This is a genomic window from Pseudooceanicola lipolyticus (assembly GCF_002786325.1).
GTDB lineage: Bacteria > Pseudomonadota > Alphaproteobacteria > Rhodobacterales > Rhodobacteraceae > Pseudooceanicola_C > Pseudooceanicola_C lipolyticus.
This window is the reverse complement of sequence record NZ_PGTB01000103.1, coordinates 1-14,769: the sequence shown is the minus strand read 5'-3', so window position 1 is coordinate 14,769 and position 14,769 is coordinate 1. Positions and strand designations below refer to the sequence as shown.

The 14,769-nt window shown below is 64.6% G+C and carries 13 protein-coding genes and 1 pseudogene; all 14 read right to left on the bottom strand.

What is annotated here, in order from left to right; translation table 11 throughout:
* The coding region (locus tag CVM52_RS18080; protein ID WP_240620994.1) for a type VI secretion system-associated FHA domain protein at positions 1–780 on the bottom strand (780 nt) is incomplete at its 3' end.
* Positions 777–1,079, bottom strand: coding sequence for a PAAR domain-containing protein (locus tag CVM52_RS18075; protein ID WP_100163839.1), 303 nt, complete (start codon positions 1,077–1,079; stop codon positions 777–779). The genes CVM52_RS18080 and CVM52_RS18075, both read right to left, overlap by 4 nt.
* Complete coding sequence (locus tag CVM52_RS18070) at positions 1,076–1,687, bottom strand: DUF6931 family protein (RefSeq protein ID WP_100163838.1); 612 nt, start codon at positions 1,685–1,687, stop codon at positions 1,076–1,078. Before CVM52_RS18070 ends, CVM52_RS18075 begins: the two co-directional genes overlap by 4 nt.
* Positions 1,688–1,699: 12 nt before the next feature.
* A complete protein-coding gene (locus CVM52_RS18065) occupies positions 1,700–3,853 on the bottom strand; it encodes a type VI secretion system Vgr family protein (RefSeq protein WP_100163837.1) in 2,154 nt (717 codons plus the stop codon).
* A 64-nt stretch (positions 3,854–3,917) separates the two neighbouring features.
* On the bottom strand, positions 3,918–4,793 hold the full coding sequence (locus tag CVM52_RS18060; protein WP_100163836.1) for an ion transporter: 876 nt from the start codon (positions 4,791–4,793) through the stop codon (positions 3,918–3,920).
* A gap of 66 nt (positions 4,794–4,859) precedes the next feature.
* Positions 4,860–7,568 carry a type VI secretion system ATPase TssH gene (gene tssH, locus CVM52_RS18055; RefSeq protein ID WP_100163835.1) on the bottom strand — a complete coding sequence of 903 codons (2,709 nt, stop codon included), beginning with the start codon at positions 7,566–7,568 and terminating at the stop codon, positions 4,860–4,862.
* A gap of 4 nt (positions 7,569–7,572) precedes the next feature.
* A complete protein-coding gene (gene tssG, locus CVM52_RS18050) occupies positions 7,573–8,643 on the bottom strand; it encodes a type VI secretion system baseplate subunit TssG (RefSeq protein WP_100163834.1) in 1,071 nt (356 codons plus the stop codon).
* Positions 8,607–10,484 (bottom strand): type VI secretion system baseplate subunit TssF, encoded by a 1,878-nt coding sequence (tssF, locus tag CVM52_RS18045; RefSeq protein ID WP_100163833.1) that lies wholly within the window; start codon positions 10,482–10,484, stop codon positions 8,607–8,609. The genes tssG and tssF overlap by 37 nt, the downstream gene beginning before the upstream one ends.
* Positions 10,484–10,981 (bottom strand): type VI secretion system baseplate subunit TssE, encoded by a 498-nt coding sequence (gene tssE / locus CVM52_RS18040; RefSeq protein WP_100163832.1) that lies wholly within the window; start codon positions 10,979–10,981, stop codon positions 10,484–10,486. The genes tssF and tssE overlap by 1 nt, the downstream gene beginning before the upstream one ends.
* Complete coding sequence (locus CVM52_RS18035) at positions 10,974–11,786, bottom strand: type VI secretion system accessory protein TagJ (protein WP_100163831.1); 813 nt, start codon at positions 11,784–11,786, stop codon at positions 10,974–10,976. The genes tssE and CVM52_RS18035 overlap by 8 nt, the downstream gene beginning before the upstream one ends.
* Positions 11,787–11,867: 81 nt before the next feature.
* Positions 11,868–12,365, bottom strand: a complete 498-nt coding sequence (locus tag CVM52_RS18030; protein ID WP_100163830.1) for an Hcp family type VI secretion system effector — start codon at positions 12,363–12,365, stop codon at positions 11,868–11,870.
* Between the two features lie 65 nt (positions 12,366–12,430).
* Positions 12,431–13,927 carry a type VI secretion system contractile sheath large subunit gene (gene tssC / locus CVM52_RS18025; RefSeq protein WP_100163829.1) on the bottom strand — a complete coding sequence of 499 codons (1,497 nt, stop codon included), beginning with the start codon at positions 13,925–13,927 and terminating at the stop codon, positions 12,431–12,433.
* Between the two features lie 10 nt (positions 13,928–13,937).
* Positions 13,938–14,447, bottom strand: a complete 510-nt coding sequence (tssB, locus tag CVM52_RS18020; protein WP_100163828.1) for a type VI secretion system contractile sheath small subunit — start codon at positions 14,445–14,447, stop codon at positions 13,938–13,940.
* Between the two features lie 75 nt (positions 14,448–14,522).
* A pseudogene (locus CVM52_RS26990) lies at positions 14,523–14,769 on the bottom strand (type VI secretion system protein TssA); the annotation flags it as partial.

Below are 14,769 nucleotides of genomic sequence, written 5' to 3'. Positions count from 1 at the left end.
TGCGGGTGCGGGCGGGGGCGCGTCAGCCTCGGGCGGCGCGGGCTGCGGTGCGGCGGGATGTGCGGCGGCGGCGCTGTCCTCGATACCTTCGAACAGGTCGTCCCAGTCATCCGGGATCAGGTTCTGCCCGCCGGTGGCCTGCGGGCGGAAACTGTCCTGCGTCGACGGGTTATGCGCCGGCTGGCTGGCGCCCTGCCCGCCGCGTCCGTCATCGGGCCTGCCGAAAAACGGCGCCTCCTCGTCCAGCGGCGGCAGCAGCTCGTCGATCGGATCGGCCGGTTTGAACTGCGACGGACCGGTGGGCTTTTCCGGCCCCAGCAGGTTGTCCAAGAAATCGCCCCCCGGCCCGGCATCGTCCAACAGGTCCAGCGGATCGGGCGCGCGCTCGGCCCGGCCGGGCGACAGCGGGTCCTGCGCCGCCGGCGGGGCAATCGCATCGCTGCGCCCCGGCTGGCTGATCTCGACCACCAGCTCGTAGGGCCCCAGCCCCAGAACGTCGCCGCTGTTCAGCGGTGTCGGCGTGCGCCCCAGCGGGATCTTGGAATAGTTCAGAAAGGTGCCGTTGGTCGACAGATCCACCACCACCACGTTGCCATTGTGATCCTCGATCACGAAATGGCTTTTCGACAGGGTGCGGTCGGGATCGGGCAGCACCAGGTCATTGGCCGGGCCGCGCCCCACGGTCAGGCTGCCGCCCTGCATGGTCACCGGGCGGGCATTTCCGGGCACCGTGCCCGAGGACTGGAATTTCAGCGTCACACCCATCGTCGCGTGGCTCAACCTCCGGTCAGAACGGTCATTTCGCCCTTGAGCGCCATGCCGCCGCAGCCGCAATTGTCCAGCATGCGCGCCGCCGGCTGATTGGCGATCAGCACCGTTGCCGAGCCTTTGACCAAAGGATGCGGCCCCAGGCCCGACGGGTGCATGTCGCCCAGCCGCGCCGCCGGCTGGTTGGCCACCAGAACCGTCGGGGCGCAGGGCGTCATCGTCACCGACGTGCCCGGCACCGGGCCAGCAGGCGATGGCGCGAACATGGCGCAAAGCACATTGTCGAACATGCGGTGCTGCGGAAATGTCATGCCTTTTCCTCCGTCTCCGGTGCCGCGCCGGCGCTGCGTCCGCTGCCGCCGCGGGCGATCTCCAGCGCCCGGTCGATCAGCACCTGCATATGGCTGTCAAACCTATCAGACAGCTTCCCCAGTGCTACCACATTCATTGCAAAGGCAGAAAGTTCGGCGCCTCCGGGCGGTGCGGGATGCTCGGCCATGTCGTCCGGCCCCAGCGTACCGTTGAAATACAGCGCCGCCGAGGCGCAATGCACGGTGTCGTCGGCAGGGTCGCTGTCTTGCAGCGCCGCCAGCACCGCGGCGCGGTTGGTCTCGTTCGGTTCGAACACCCAGGCCTCCGCCGCCGCCAGCGGCAGCGGATCGGTGGGGGATTTCGCGCCGATGAAATCGCGCGCCGCCAGGCAGGCCCACCAGACCCGTTCGCGCGGCGGCAGCAGCACCGCCAGCAGCTTCAGCAGTTCGATCCATTCCGCCTTGGCCGCCAGTTCAGACAGCACCACCTCGGGCAAGGCGCTGGCCGGCGCGTCGATCGGAACCTGCAACTTCATACCCGCCCGCGCCAGCAGCTTGGCCGCCGGCTGTTTCGGCACCTTGGTGAGATCGTGAAACCGTTCGCTCATCGCCGCCCCACCCTAGTTGATCTTCACCAGCGGCCCGCCGCTGATCATGGTGATACCGCCAGAGGTCACCTGGGTCAGGCCGCCGCTCTTGATCTCGGTCTTGGCATTGCCCTGAACCTCCACCATCACGCTGTTCACCGTGATCTTGGCCGGTTCGATCTTGATCGAACTGGCCCCAACCTTCAGCTCGATACTCTGCATCGCCTCCATCTCGATCTTGCCCATATTGGCCCTGACCGTGATGTTGCCCATCTTCACCTCGGTGTCCTGGTCGCCCATATCCACCTCGGTCCTCTGATCGCCCTGGGCGACGGTGGTGGTGTAGTTCTTCTGGATGGTCTGGGTCTTGTCGGTCTCGATCTCGATCTTCTGGCTGCCGGTCTCGATCTTGAGCTCCTCGTCGCCCTGCTTGATCGTGTGATAGTGGTTGCCTTCCTGGATCGTGCGGGTGACGTGGTTGCGGATCACCTCGCTCAGCGATCCTTCCTCGTCATGCTCACCGGCATCGACCTCGTTCTGGCCGATGGTCACCACCGACTTGTTCTTGATCAGGCACTGGTGATCCTTCTGCGCCTGCACGCGCATCAACTCGGCGCCTTTCTTGTCCTCGAACATCAGTTCGTTATAGCCGCCGCCCCCCTTCGAGGAATTCGACCGCAGACCCAGCTGGGTGGCATGTTCCGGCAACGCATAGGGCGGCTTGGTGTCGTTGTTCCACAGCATCCCGGTGCAGATCGGCCGGTCGGGATCGCCCTCTTCGAACTGGATCACCACCTCCTGGCCGATCCGGGGCACAGCGATCATGCCCCATTCCTTGCCCGACCAGGGCGTCGCCACCCGCACCCAGCACGACGAATTCTCATCCTGACCGCCCTCGCGATCCCAATGAAACCGCACCTTGATGCGGCCATATTCGTCGGTCCAGATCTCTTCGCCATCCTTGCCGGTCACGATGGCGGTATGCAGGCCGGCGATTGCCGGCCAGGGCACTGTCGACTTCGACCGAAACTGTTGTTTTTCCGGGATCGCCCCGAAATAGCAGACATAATCGGTCTTCTTCTCCAGCTCCTTGGGGTATTTCAGATCCTCGCGATCACGGTCCAGCCGGCCGGGATCGATCCGCAGGCTGTCGGTGGGGCGGATGTAATGTACCGCCTCGGTCACCAGGTATTTGCCGCTTTCCTTGTCGGCCTCCTTTAGCTCGAACAGATAGCCGGTCGACAGGCTGCGCGCATTGGTGGCGCCGCGCCGGGTCTGGAACGCCACCTCCTCGGCCTGCATCCGCACCCGCGCATGGCGCTGGCCGCGGGCGCTGTCCTTGCGGAACTTGCCGGGATAGCCATACAGCTCGTACTCGGCATGGGCATGGCTGGTTTTCACCCCGGTTTTCTCAAGCACCTTGAGATCGGATGTCGGCACCAGCATGTCGAAATCGTTCAGCGTGACCTTGCCCGAAATCACGTTCTCCGAACGCGACCAATCGGTGATCTTGTCGCCCGCCTCGGCCTCGCGGCCACCGCTGCCGGTGAAGATCAGCGCCGCCTGCGCCGGGTTCACCTTGTGCGAGCCCGAGGCATCGTCGCACAGCACCAGGTCATTGGCGGCGCCGGTGCCAAGGGCATTGTCGAAAAAATAATATATCCCTTCTTCCTGCATCAGCCGGCTGAGGAAATCGAAATCGGTCTCGTGGTACTGAACGCAATATTCCCGCGGCTCATAGCTTTCGCGCAGCTGCTTCTGGAACCCGGAAAAGCCGTGATCGGCAAACACCTTTTCGATGATCTCCACCGTGCTCATGTCCTGGAAGATGCGGTTGTTGGTGGTCCGCGTCAGCATCCACAGCCAGTGCCGCACCTTGGCCACGTGGTGATACCGCAGCCCGTCTTCCGAGACGACCTGCCCCAGGCATTCCAGCGAAACGCAGATACCGGCAAAGCTGCGCCGCTTCTGCGACCGCTTGTCTTCCAGTTCCACCGCCATCGGCTGGCCGACCAGCTGCCTCAGCTCGACCTGCGCACCGGTGACGAATTCGACGGTCATGTCGGTCAGCGTGCCGAAGCCTTCGCGCACGATGGCACCGGTCACCCACCACAGATCATTGCCGTCGCGCTTGAGCTGGCCCAGCTCCTCGATCTTGCCTTTCAAGGTAACATGGCGTTCCGTCATGGACTTTCCCTCTCGATGCAACCGGCAGAAGACACCGCCGGCAAGGCCAGATCAATGAACTGGTTCACATTCCGGCAGACCCGCTGCCTTGCGCCTGTCGCAGGTCTGCAATCTCGCGGCGCAGCGCCTTCAATTCTTCCCGCAGTTCCTTGTGCAGTTCCAGCACATGGGCGTCGACCACGTCGGTTTCCGATTTCACCAGCGCCTGCAATTCGTGGATCTCGTCGCGCTGTTCCTCTTCCACCGCCGATTGCATGGTGTTGACCAGCAGGCCGATGAACAGGTTCAGCACCGAAAAGGCGGTGACGATGATGAATGGCACGAAGAACATCCACGAGGCGGGAAACCGTTCCATCACCGGGCGGACGATGCCCATCGACCAGCTTTCCAGCGTCATGATCTGGAACAGCGTGTACAGCGACCGGCCCAGCGTGCCGAACCATTCGTTGAACGCCTCGCCATACATCAGCGTCGCCATCACCCCGAACACGTAAAACACGATCGAGATCATGATGATCACCGCGCCCATGCCGGGCAGCGCATCCAGCAGCGCCTGCACCACCGCGCGCATCTGCGGCACCACCGACAGCAGCCGCAAGGTGCGGATCACCCGCAGCCCCCGCAGCGCCGACAAGCCGCCACCGGTGGGGATCAGCCCGATCACCACGACAATCAGGTCGAACACGTTCCAGGCGCTTTTGAAGAACTCCAGCCGATAGGCGTAAAGTTTCAGCAACAGCTCGACCACGAAAATCGTCAGCGCCAGCATGTCGATGCTGTTCAGGATCGGCCCCATCGAGGCCATCAGCGTTTCCGAGGTCGACATGCCCAGTGTCACCGCGTTGATGATGATCACTGTCATGATCGCGTTTTTGAAACGGTTGCGTTCCACCAGTTGGCGCACCCGTTCACGGCTTGCGGAAAGTGCCAGCTCAGCCATCTTGTTCCTTTGAACCTTTCATTGCTTCAGGCTGCGCCGGATCATATCCTCCCCAGAGCTCCGGCGTCAGTCAAAGCTGTAATTGAACTCATTGCCGGTAACGTCAATCGCCACCTTGCCGATCTGCTGTCCCGACATCATGCGGCGCAGAAATTCGTTGGAAATTTCCGGCAGCATGGTGTTGGTGACAATGGCATCGATCATCCGGCCACCGCTTTCCAGCTCCTGGCAGCGTTCGACGATGGTGTCGACCACCGCGTCGGAATAGCTGAGCGGCACGCCGTGGCTGTCGCGCACCCGTTTCTGGATGCGGCCCAGCTGTAGCCGGGTGATCTGGGCAATCATCTGCGGGCTCAGCGGGTAATAGGGAATCGTCACCAGCCGGCCCAACAGGGCGGCCGGGAAGATCTTCAGCAGCGGCTCGCGCAGCGCCTTGGCGATGCCCTCGGGTTCGGGCATCAGGTCGGGATCGGCGCAGAGATCCATGATCAGCTCGGACCCGGCATTCGAGGTCAGCAGGATCAGTGTGTTCTTGAAATCGATCAGCCGGCCCTCGCCATCTTCCATCACCCCCTTGTCGAAGACCTGGAAGAAGATCTCGTGCACGTCCGGATGGGCCTTTTCCACCTCGTCCAGCAGTACCACGGAATAGGGTTTGCGCCGCACCGCCTCGGTCAGCACCCCGCCCTCGCCATAGCCGACATATCCCGGCGGCGCGCCTTTCAGCGAGCTGACCGTATGCGCCTCCTGATATTCGGACATATTGATGGTGATGACATTCTGCTCGCCGCCATACAGCACCTCGGCCAGCGCCAGCGCGGTCTCGGTTTTGCCCACGCCAGAAGTGCCGGCCAGCAGGAACACCCCGATCGGTTTTGACGGGTTGTCCAGCCCCGCGCGCGAGGTCTGGATGCGCTTGGCGATCATCTTCATCGCGTGGTCCTGGCCGATCACCCGCTTGGCCAGGTGGTCTTCCAGGTGCAGGATGGTGTCGATCTCGTCCTTCACCATCCTTCCCACCGGAATGCCGGTCCAGTCGCCGACGACGCTGGCCACCGCCTGGTGGTCGACAATCGGCAGGATCAGCGGGCTTTCGCCCTGCAGCGTCTCCAGCTCCTTGTTCCGGGCCTTCAGCTCGGCCAGCAGCGCCACCCGCGCCGCGTGGTCATGCGGCGGGTTGGTCTCCGCGTCCTCGATCACCGCGCCTGCCGCATCCACCGGCTGCGCCCCCTCGCGCAGCTTGGCACGCAGCTCGAGGATCGCCTCGACCACCGCCTTTTCCTTGTCCCAGCGCTCGCTCAGGTCGGCCAGGCGTGCCTCTTCGGCCTGTTTCGCGGCGCTTACCGCCTCGCGCCGGTCGGCGACGTCATAGCCGGCGGTTTCGTCACGGTCGATGATCTCCAGCTCGGTCGCCAGCGCCTCCAGACGGCGCTGGCTGTCATCCACCTCGGCCGGCACCGCGTGCTGGCTGACCGCCACGCGGGCGCAGGCCGTGTCCAGCAGGCTGACCGATTTGTCAGGCAGCTGCCGCGCCGGGATATAGCGCGCCGACAAGGTCACCGCCGCCTCGATCCCCTCGTCCAGCACCTGCACCCGGTGGTGCTTTTCCAGCATCGAGGCGATGCCGCGCATCATCAGCACCGCCTTGGGAATGTCCGGCTCGTCCACCTGCACCACCTGGAAGCGGCGGGTCAGCGCCGGATCCTTTTCGATATATTTCTTGTATTCCGCCCAGGTCGTGGCGCCGATGGTCCTGAGCGTGCCGCGCGCCAGCGCCGGTTTCAGCAGGTTTGCGGCATCGCCGGTGCCCGCGGCGCCGCCGGCCCCGACCAGCGTGTGGGTCTCATCCACGAACATCACGATCGGCACCGGGCTGGCCTGCACCTCGTCGATCACCTGGCGCAGGCGGTTTTCGAATTCGCCCTTCATGCTGGCGCCGGCCTGCAACAGTCCGACATCCAGCACCAGCAGCCGCACCTCTTTCAGCGCCGGCGGCACGTCGCCCCGCGCGATGCGCCGGGCAAAGCCTTCCACCACCGCCGTCTTGCCCACCCCGGCCTCGCCGGTCAGGATCGGGTTGTTCTGCCGCCGCCGCATCAGCACGTCGATGATCTGGCGGATCTCTTCGTCGCGCCCGACAATCGGGTCGATCTCGCCCTTGCGGGCCTGTTCGGTCAGGTCGGTGCAATATTGCGCCAGCGCCTCGCCGCCGCCCAGCTGCGCGGCGCGCGCGCCGCTGGCCTCGCCCGGCTCGACCCCGCCGCCAGTTTGCGAGCCGTCGCGCGGGCGCAGCGCCTCTTCCGGCGAGCCATCGGTCGCCTTGCCGAAATGGTCGGCCAGGTCATCCGGCCCGATCTTGCCCAGCTCGGGCGAGATCGCGATCAGGATGTTGCGCAAGGCCGGGGTTTTCAGCATCCCCAGCAGCAGATGCCCGGTGCGCACCTGGCTGGAGGAATACAGCAGCGACCCCCAGACCCATCCCCGCTCCATCGCGTCCAGCAGGTGATCCGACAGGTCGGAAATCGAGGTCGCGCCGCGCGGCAGACCATCCAGCGCGCGGGTGATCTCGGTGGCGATGCGGCCCGGATCCAGGTCGTAATGGCGGATGATCCGGTGCAGGTCGCTGTCCTGCAGGTTCAGGATCTGGTGCAGCCAATGCGCCACCTCGACATAGGGGTTGCCGCGCATCTTGCAGAAGACGGTGGCGCTTTCCACCGCCTGGTAACCCAGCTTGTTCAACTTCCCGAACAGGGAGACACGGCTGATTTCGGTCATCTCATCACCTTCCCAATCTGAGCCCGGTCATGCCGGGTCCGGCCCCGTCGGCCGGCGCCGCCGGATAGAGGAACAGGTCCTCGGCATCCGGCCGCTCGGCCTCGTCGTCGCGCCGCGTGGCGATCCAGCTGGTATGGCCCAGCCGCGTCTTGCCGCCCAGGCTGGCCCTGGGCACCGCGTCGCCCGCCAGCACCAGGTTGATATCCCAGTCCAGCGCGTCACCGACATAGTTGCGCACCGCCGCGCGCAACCGCGGCAGAGATTCACCGCCGGGCAGCAGGCGTTCGAAATCCTCCAGCGGCAGCGGCCCGATCTTCAGGCGGAACTTGTCGCCCCGGGTCCAGACCTGCCGGCCCAGGCTGGTGGTCTGGCCCAGCCCGCCGGGCGCGCCCAGCTGCCACTGGTCGTCGGGCTCCAGCTCCAGCCAGCTGCCGACAAATTCCTCCAGTTCCACCGGCACGCCGAAATAGCCGGTCAGGATCGCCACCAGCCCCTCGGGGTTGCGCGCGCCCTGGGCGAATTGCGCGGTGAAATGCAGCCGCGCCAGATCCGGCAGCGCGTCGCGGTCGCGCAGATGGTCGCCGTGATACCCGCCCAGCGCCGCCACCTTGCGGCCCAGCGGATCGTCGCCACGGTCGAAACTCGCCGCCGGCTGGCCCATGGTCCAGGCACGATAGAACAGCCCGGTGATCCGGTGGATGAGCATGTCGGCAAAGGCCACCAGCGTGTGATCGCGGTGGTTGCGGGTGCGGTCGCGCACATATTCCGTCAGATGCAGCGGCAGTGGCCCCTGCGGCCCGAACAGCCCAAAGAAGCGGTTGATCAGCCGTCCGGGGCGGGTGCCCGCCGGCGGCGTGAAACTGGCGATGGTCGCCGGCGGAAAGGCCAATTCGGCCTCCTGCCCCAGCCGCACCCGGTCGTCGCGCGGGCGGCGGCTTTCGCCCAGGCGCGGAGCCTCGGGATGCGCCGCCTCGATCACCCGGAGGGCGTGGAAGATATGATAGGTATCGGGCGCCGCGGCCAGCCGGTCGAGATGGCTCAGATCGTCCGGCCCCGCCCCCTTTCCGGTCGCCATCTGGCTATTTCCCCGCGTTTCTGCGTTGTCAGAACGGTTTCGGTAAAACTGTTGATGGTGGCGTATTTGCGCAGGAACCGTTCCAGAACGGCGCCCAGCACAAACACGCTGCTGCCTTCGAAAAAGCTTTCGTCAAAACCGATGGTGATCTCCAGGCCGCGCACCGCGGTCGACAGCACCTCGTCGCTCATCCGGCGCACGATGGGCCGGCTGGTGACCGAGACCACGCCTTCCAGCTGCTTTTCCGTCACCCGGTCGCCCAGCGGCGCATAAAGCCCGATCAGCTCGCGCAGCGCGGCGGCCGAAGAGCCCTCGCCGCTCTCGGCGATCGACAGGTAATTCAGGCTCAGATGGCTGATCAGCCGCCAGGCGGTATCGCCCTGCGCCAAGGTTGGATGCGGCCGCGTCGGCGACACCGGCAGGCGGATGGATTTGACCGGCCCGCCCTCGGTCAGGTGAAACACGTCGACATCGCCGGTGCTCAGCAGCATCGGCAGATCCCGGTTCGAACACAGCGCCCGCACCGCCAGCTGGTCCAGCCCGGCCCGATACGGCGCCTGGGCGCGGTCGACCAGCGTCAGGTACACCTCCGAGCCCAGGTAAGAGGTGCGCACCCCGCGCAGGCGCTCTTTCTCTGACCTTTGCCGCATTCGGCGGCGCAGGGTGTAATAGGCCGGATGGGTTTCACCGGCGGCGGTCAGGTCGCTGGCGGAATAGAACGGGCGGAACTCGACATCGTCGCTGCCGTCGCTGCTGATCCCGATCACCTGCTCCAGGGTGTGGATTTCGAAATCCATCGCCGCGGTGCGGTTGGGCACGACATGCTGTTCGGTGTCGCGCGACGACACATGCACCCGGTCGCAGCGGCGCGGGAACAGGTTGATCGCCGGCACCGCGTGCAGAACAAACGCTTCGGGAACCACCATCGGCGCCGCCTCGCGCCGCCCCTCGCGCAGCAGGATGTAGATGTCCACATCGCTGCCGGTGGCCTTTTCCAGCGCCGGGCGCAGGCCTTGAAGTTCGACAAACAGGAACCGCTGCGGCATGGCGAAATATTCCTGCAACAGGCGGTAGCCGTCGAAGGACCGGCGCGGCGCCGGCAGCAGCGCCTCGTCACGTTCATAGCCGCGCGGGCGCACCGCGCCGGCCGGCAACGGCTGCGCCCAATCGGCGCGCCGGTCGGTCGACCGGCCGCACAGCGCGGTGGCCTGGGTGCAGAGCAGTTCCAGCAGCATCCAGTTATTGCCCGAACCACCACCCAGATGCAGCGTCAGGCGGTCCATCGGCAGCGCCGCGATCTTGTCGCCATCGGTGCGCCGCAGGCGCAGGCGGATGCCGGCGCGGGCCTCGGTTCCACCGGCCACCCCTGCCGCCACCAGATCGCCACGCCCGTCGATATATTCGGCCTCGGCAATCTCGATCGGCCACAGCGTCACGTCGGCGGCGGTGCGGAACTCGCAGGGCGTCTGCTCGTTCTCGCTCAGCCGGGTGCGCAGAACGGTCTGGCGCGGCAGCACATAGCCGCTCTTGACCGCCGAATTGGTGATATCCGGCTCGAACGCCGCGATCATCATCGACGGCGTCGGCGCCAGGTAATGCGGATAGACGATTTCCAGCAGGTTCGCGGTGAAATTGGGATATTGCAGTTCCAGCTCAAGCTGCACCCGCGCCGACAGGAAGGCGACCCCCTCCAGCAGCCGCTCGACATAGGGGTCGAGCACCTCGACCCCTTCCATCCCCAGCCGCGCGGCAATTTTCGGATAGGCCTCGGCAAATTCCGCGCCCATGTCGCGCAGGTAACGCAGCTCGGCCTCGTAATGCTTCATCAGCCGCGTATCCACTACAGGCTCCTTTCCACGGAAACCTCGCCGGTGGTCACGTCGACGGTGCTGCGCAAGAACAGCTCCAGCGGCAGTGGCTGCGCCCACATATCGGCGCGGATGTTCAGCGCCACGGTCATGTTGCTGCTGGCCTCGTCCGGACTGATCGTCACCTCGACAGTGCCGTCGATGATGCGCGGTTCGTGCTGGCGGATCGCGCGTTCGATCGACCGGCGGATCATCTCGGCCCGGTCGGCGGTGGAAAACTCGCCCGAAACCTCGCGCATGCCGTAATTCAGCACCGAGCGGGCAACATGCGGGAACTGCTCGGCATCAAAGCTGCTTTCCAGGTTGTTGGTGTTCAGCAGCCAGCTGAGGTCGCGCTGGATGATCTCGCGCAGGCGGGTCATGTCGATAACGCGGGCGTCGCGGCTTTCCTTCTTCTCGCGCGGCGCGACATCGGTCAGCCGGTCCAGCAGCGAGGGCTGCAAACGTTCTGACAAGGTCTTGTCAGCCATCCGCGGCCCCTGTCGCGGCGCTGTCCAGTTTCAGCAGCCGCAAATCCATCAGCGCGATCTCGGCCTGATCGGTGGCCAGCAGGCGCTGGCCGATCCCGGCAAAGGTCTCGCCGCCGGCATCCTGCCAGCGGGTGGCACGCGCCAACCTCTCGGCGCCATCCCCTGCCGTGGTGGTCCCGGCATAGCGGGTCGGGATCAGTGCCGGCACCTGGCCGCCATTGGCCAGGGTCAGGCTGGCCGCGGTCCAGACCAGGTCACGCAAATCTGCCGGAGCCTCGACCTCGACCGCCTCAAGGGCGCTGAACGGCATCCAGAAATAGCGTCCGTTGACAATCACCTCCAGCACCGGGCCTAGGCGCATATCGGCATCGGCGATCCAGTCGAAGCGTACCCCGTCGGCCTCGCCCGCCGTCACCGGCGCGGCGTCGAACGCACGGGCGCGCAGGTCGGCCGCCTCGGCCGCACGGCCCTGCGCCAGCAGCTTCTGCGCCTCGATCAGCAGCGCCAGCCATTGCTGCGGCTCGCCGAATACCAGCGGCTCCTTATCGCCGGAAAACACCTTTTCGCGGTAAACCTCGCAGATGATCGCCTCGCGATAGGTACGGGCCATCAGCGTCAGCCCGGCATCCAGTTCGGCGCACAGCTTGAGCTGGGCAATCGCGCGCTTCCAGTCGCCCAGCACGCAGAGCAGCTGGAACAGGAAGACCCGCAGTTTCGGGTCGGCCGCATCGGCGCGCACCTTGGCCTGCAGCGCCGCCAGCGCCGCCTCCGGGTCGCCAGCTTTCAGATGGTCTTCGGGTGACATGGCGCCGGATCCAGATGGCAGTCAGACAAAAACGGTCCGGGCCTTGCAAAAAGGCCCGGACGGGGATCGCGAAAGACCGGATCAGCCCATTTCGCCGGCCATCAGATCCCAGCTGAAATCACCGCCCGGAGACAGCGCCCCGGTGGCCGGATCGGCCTTCTTGTACTGCACCTCGATCCGGCGATAGGCCATGTCCCAGCCTTCCTCGGGGATCTGCTCTTCACCGCCCGACACTTCGTACTTGTCGATGGTGACATCAAAGAGTTTCCAGATCAGGTAGGGTTCCATCCCCTTGCCGGCGCTGTCGGACGAGCGGCACATCTCGATGGTGATTTCCTTGCGCGTGGTGCCGTCGGCCACCGACAGCATCAGCTTGGGCGAGGCGACGCTCAGCTCGGTGGTGACGCTGACCTTGCCAAAGCTGGAATTGGCATAGCCGCGCTGGGTGGTGCCCAGATCGTCCATATCCAGCGTGCGGGTGACTTCCCACGACAGGGTCTTGGCGGGGATCCACTCCTTGTGGTTGCGCTCCATGCATTCGCCCTTGATGTCGCCGATGCTGATAAATGTATTTTCCATTTTCTATCCTTTCCGTGAGCGGCGCTGCGCGCCGAGTCCTGGGTCAACCTTCAGGGCGCGGTAATTTACGCCCCTTTCTCCGAAGGCAGTTTCGAAACCAGCCTCAAGGACACTGACAATCCCTCCAGCTGGTAGTGAGGGCGCAAATAAAATTTAGATGAATAATATCCCGGGTTACCCTCCACTTCTTCCACGACGACCTCGGCCGCGGCGAGCGGCTTGCGCGCCTTCTCGCGTTCCGACGAGACCTCGGCGTTGAAATCGACATACTGGCTGATCCAGTTCTGCAGCCAGTTCTCCATGTCCGTCCGGCTCTTGAACGAGCCGACCTTGTCGCGCGCCATGCATTTCAGGTAATGCGCGAACCGGCAGGTGGCGAACAGATAGGGCAGCCGCGCCGCCAGGTTGGCATTGGCGGTGGCGTCGGGATCCTCGTATTCCGCCGGCTTGTGCAGCGACTGCGCGCCGATAAACGCCGCCACATCCGAATTCTTCCGGTGGATCAGCGGCATCATCCCGTTCTTGGCCAGTTCGGCCTCGCGCCGGTCGGAAATCGCGATCTCGGTCGGGCATTTCTGATCGACCCCGCCATCATCGGTGGGGAAGGTATGCGACGGCAGGTTCTCCAATGCACCGCCGCTTTCCACCCCGCGGATCCGCGAACACCAGCCATAGGTCTTGAACGACCGGTTGATGTTCACCGCCATGCCATAGGCGGCGTTGATCCAGCTGTACTTGTCGCTATCGGCCCCCGAGGTATCCTCTTCGAAGGCGAATTCCTCCACCGGCTCGGTCTTGGCGCCATAGGGCAGACGGCCCAGGAAACGCGGCATCGCCAGGCCGACATATTTACTGTCCTCGCTTTCGCGCAGCGACCGCCACGAAGCATATTCGGGGGTCTGGAAGATCTTGGTCAGATCGCGCGGATTGGCCAGTTCCGACCAGCTGTCCATCTGGAACAGGCTGGGCTTGGCCCCGGTGATCAGCGGCGCATGGGCCGAGGCGGCGATCTTCGACATCTCGCCCAGCAGTTCCACATCCTGCGGGCTGTGATCGAAATGGTAATCCGCCACCAGCGAACCATAGGGCTCGCCCCCGAACTGGCCGAATTCCTCTTCGTAAAGCTTCTTGAAGATCGGCGACTGGTCCCAGGCGGTGCCCTTGAACTTGCGCAGGGTCTTGTGCATGTCCTTCTTCGAGATGTTCATCACCCGGATCTTCAACATCTCGTCGGTTTCGGTGTTGTTCACCAGGTAATGCAGCCCGCGCCAGGCGCTTTCCATCTGCCGGAAATCTTCGTGATGCAGGATCAGGTTGACCTGTTCGGTCAGCTTCTTGTCGATCTCGGCAACGATGCTCTCGATCGAACGCAGCGCGTCGTCGGAGATCAGCGCGGTGTTTTCCAGCGCCTGCTGTGCCAGCGTCTTGACGGCGTTTTCCACCGCCGTCCGGGCCTGGTCGGATTTCGGGCGGAACTCCTTTTGCAGCAGCGCCTCGAATTCGGATTCCTGCGTCGCGGCGGCGCCGCCGGTCTCAGCGACCTTTGCTTGTTCTTCAGCCATTTGTCCCCTCCTATTCCTCGCCTTCGGCCTGCGGTGCAGGCTGCGCAGCCAGCGTCTTCATCAGCGCCGGGTCCTGGATGATCTTGGCAATCAGGGCCTCGGCCCCGGTCTTGCCGTCCATATAGGTCATCAGGTTGGACAGCTGGGTGCGCGCCTCGAACAGCTCGCGCAGCGGCGCGATCTTCTTGGCGATGGCGGCGGGGGAAAAATCCTCCATGCTTTCAAAGGTGATGTCGACGGCCAGGTTGCCTTCGCCGGTCAGCGTGTTGGGCACGTTGAAGGCGGCGCGCGGCGCAATTGCCTTCATCCGCTCGTCGAAATTGTCGACATCGATCTCCAGGAACTTGCGGTCCGCCACGGCGGGCGGTTCAACCTCGGACTTGCCCGAAAGGTCGCTCATCACCCCCATCACGAAAGGAAGCTGGACCTTCTTTTCGCCGTTATAGGTCTCGACGTCATATTCGATCTGCACGCGCGGGGCGCGGTTGCGGGCAATGAATTTTTGTGAACTTCCGCTCATGTGGTGCTCCTTCAGATAGCGCCAAAATGCCAGGTGAGTCTGCTGCGGTCTGTGAACCATATCACAGCCGGGCGATTATTCGTCGTCGTTCCCGCTGATCAGGTTCACGTTGTCGACCCCGCCAGGGGCCAGGTCCTGCACGATGGTCATGAAATCGGCGTTGACCAGCCGCCGCGCCCGTTTCAGCAACAGCGGAATCGGGCTGGAGGGTTCGTGGCGACGGTAATAGTCGATGATGCGGTCCAGCGCGGCGGTCACATCCGAAGGCGTGCGGATGGCACCGCCACCCGCGGGCGCGGCGGCGCCCGCCGCGGCCGGCTCG

Excerpts from the sequence above, each read along its gene's own strand:
- CVM52_RS18075 (WP_100163839.1), bottom strand. The coding sequence starts at position 1,079 with ATGACATTTCCGCAGCACCGCATGTTCGACAATGTGCTTTGCGCCATG.
- CVM52_RS18070 (WP_100163838.1), bottom strand. The coding sequence starts at position 1,687 with ATGAGCGAACGGTTTCACGATCTCACCAAGGTGCCGAAACAGCCGGCG.
- CVM52_RS18065 (WP_100163837.1), bottom strand. The coding sequence starts at position 3,853 with ATGACGGAACGCCATGTTACCTTGAAAGGCAAGATCGAGGAGCTGGGC.
- CVM52_RS18060 (WP_100163836.1), bottom strand. The coding sequence starts at position 4,793 with ATGGCTGAGCTGGCACTTTCCGCAAGCCGTGAACGGGTGCGCCAACTG.
- tssH (WP_100163835.1), bottom strand. The coding sequence starts at position 7,568 with ATGACCGAAATCAGCCGTGTCTCCCTGTTCGGGAAGTTGAACAAGCTG.
- tssG (WP_100163834.1), bottom strand. The coding sequence starts at position 8,643 with ATGGCGACCGGAAAGGGGGCGGGGCCGGACGATCTGAGCCATCTCGAC.
- tssE (WP_100163832.1), bottom strand. The coding sequence starts at position 10,981 with ATGGCTGACAAGACCTTGTCAGAACGTTTGCAGCCCTCGCTGCTGGAC.
- CVM52_RS18035 (WP_100163831.1), bottom strand. The coding sequence starts at position 11,786 with ATGTCACCCGAAGACCATCTGAAAGCTGGCGACCCGGAGGCGGCGCTG.
- CVM52_RS18030 (WP_100163830.1), bottom strand. The coding sequence starts at position 12,365 with ATGGAAAATACATTTATCAGCATCGGCGACATCAAGGGCGAATGCATG.
- tssC (WP_100163829.1), bottom strand. The coding sequence starts at position 13,927 with ATGGCTGAAGAACAAGCAAAGGTCGCTGAGACCGGCGGCGCCGCCGCG.
- tssB (WP_100163828.1), bottom strand. The coding sequence starts at position 14,447 with ATGAGCGGAAGTTCACAAAAATTCATTGCCCGCAACCGCGCCCCGCGC.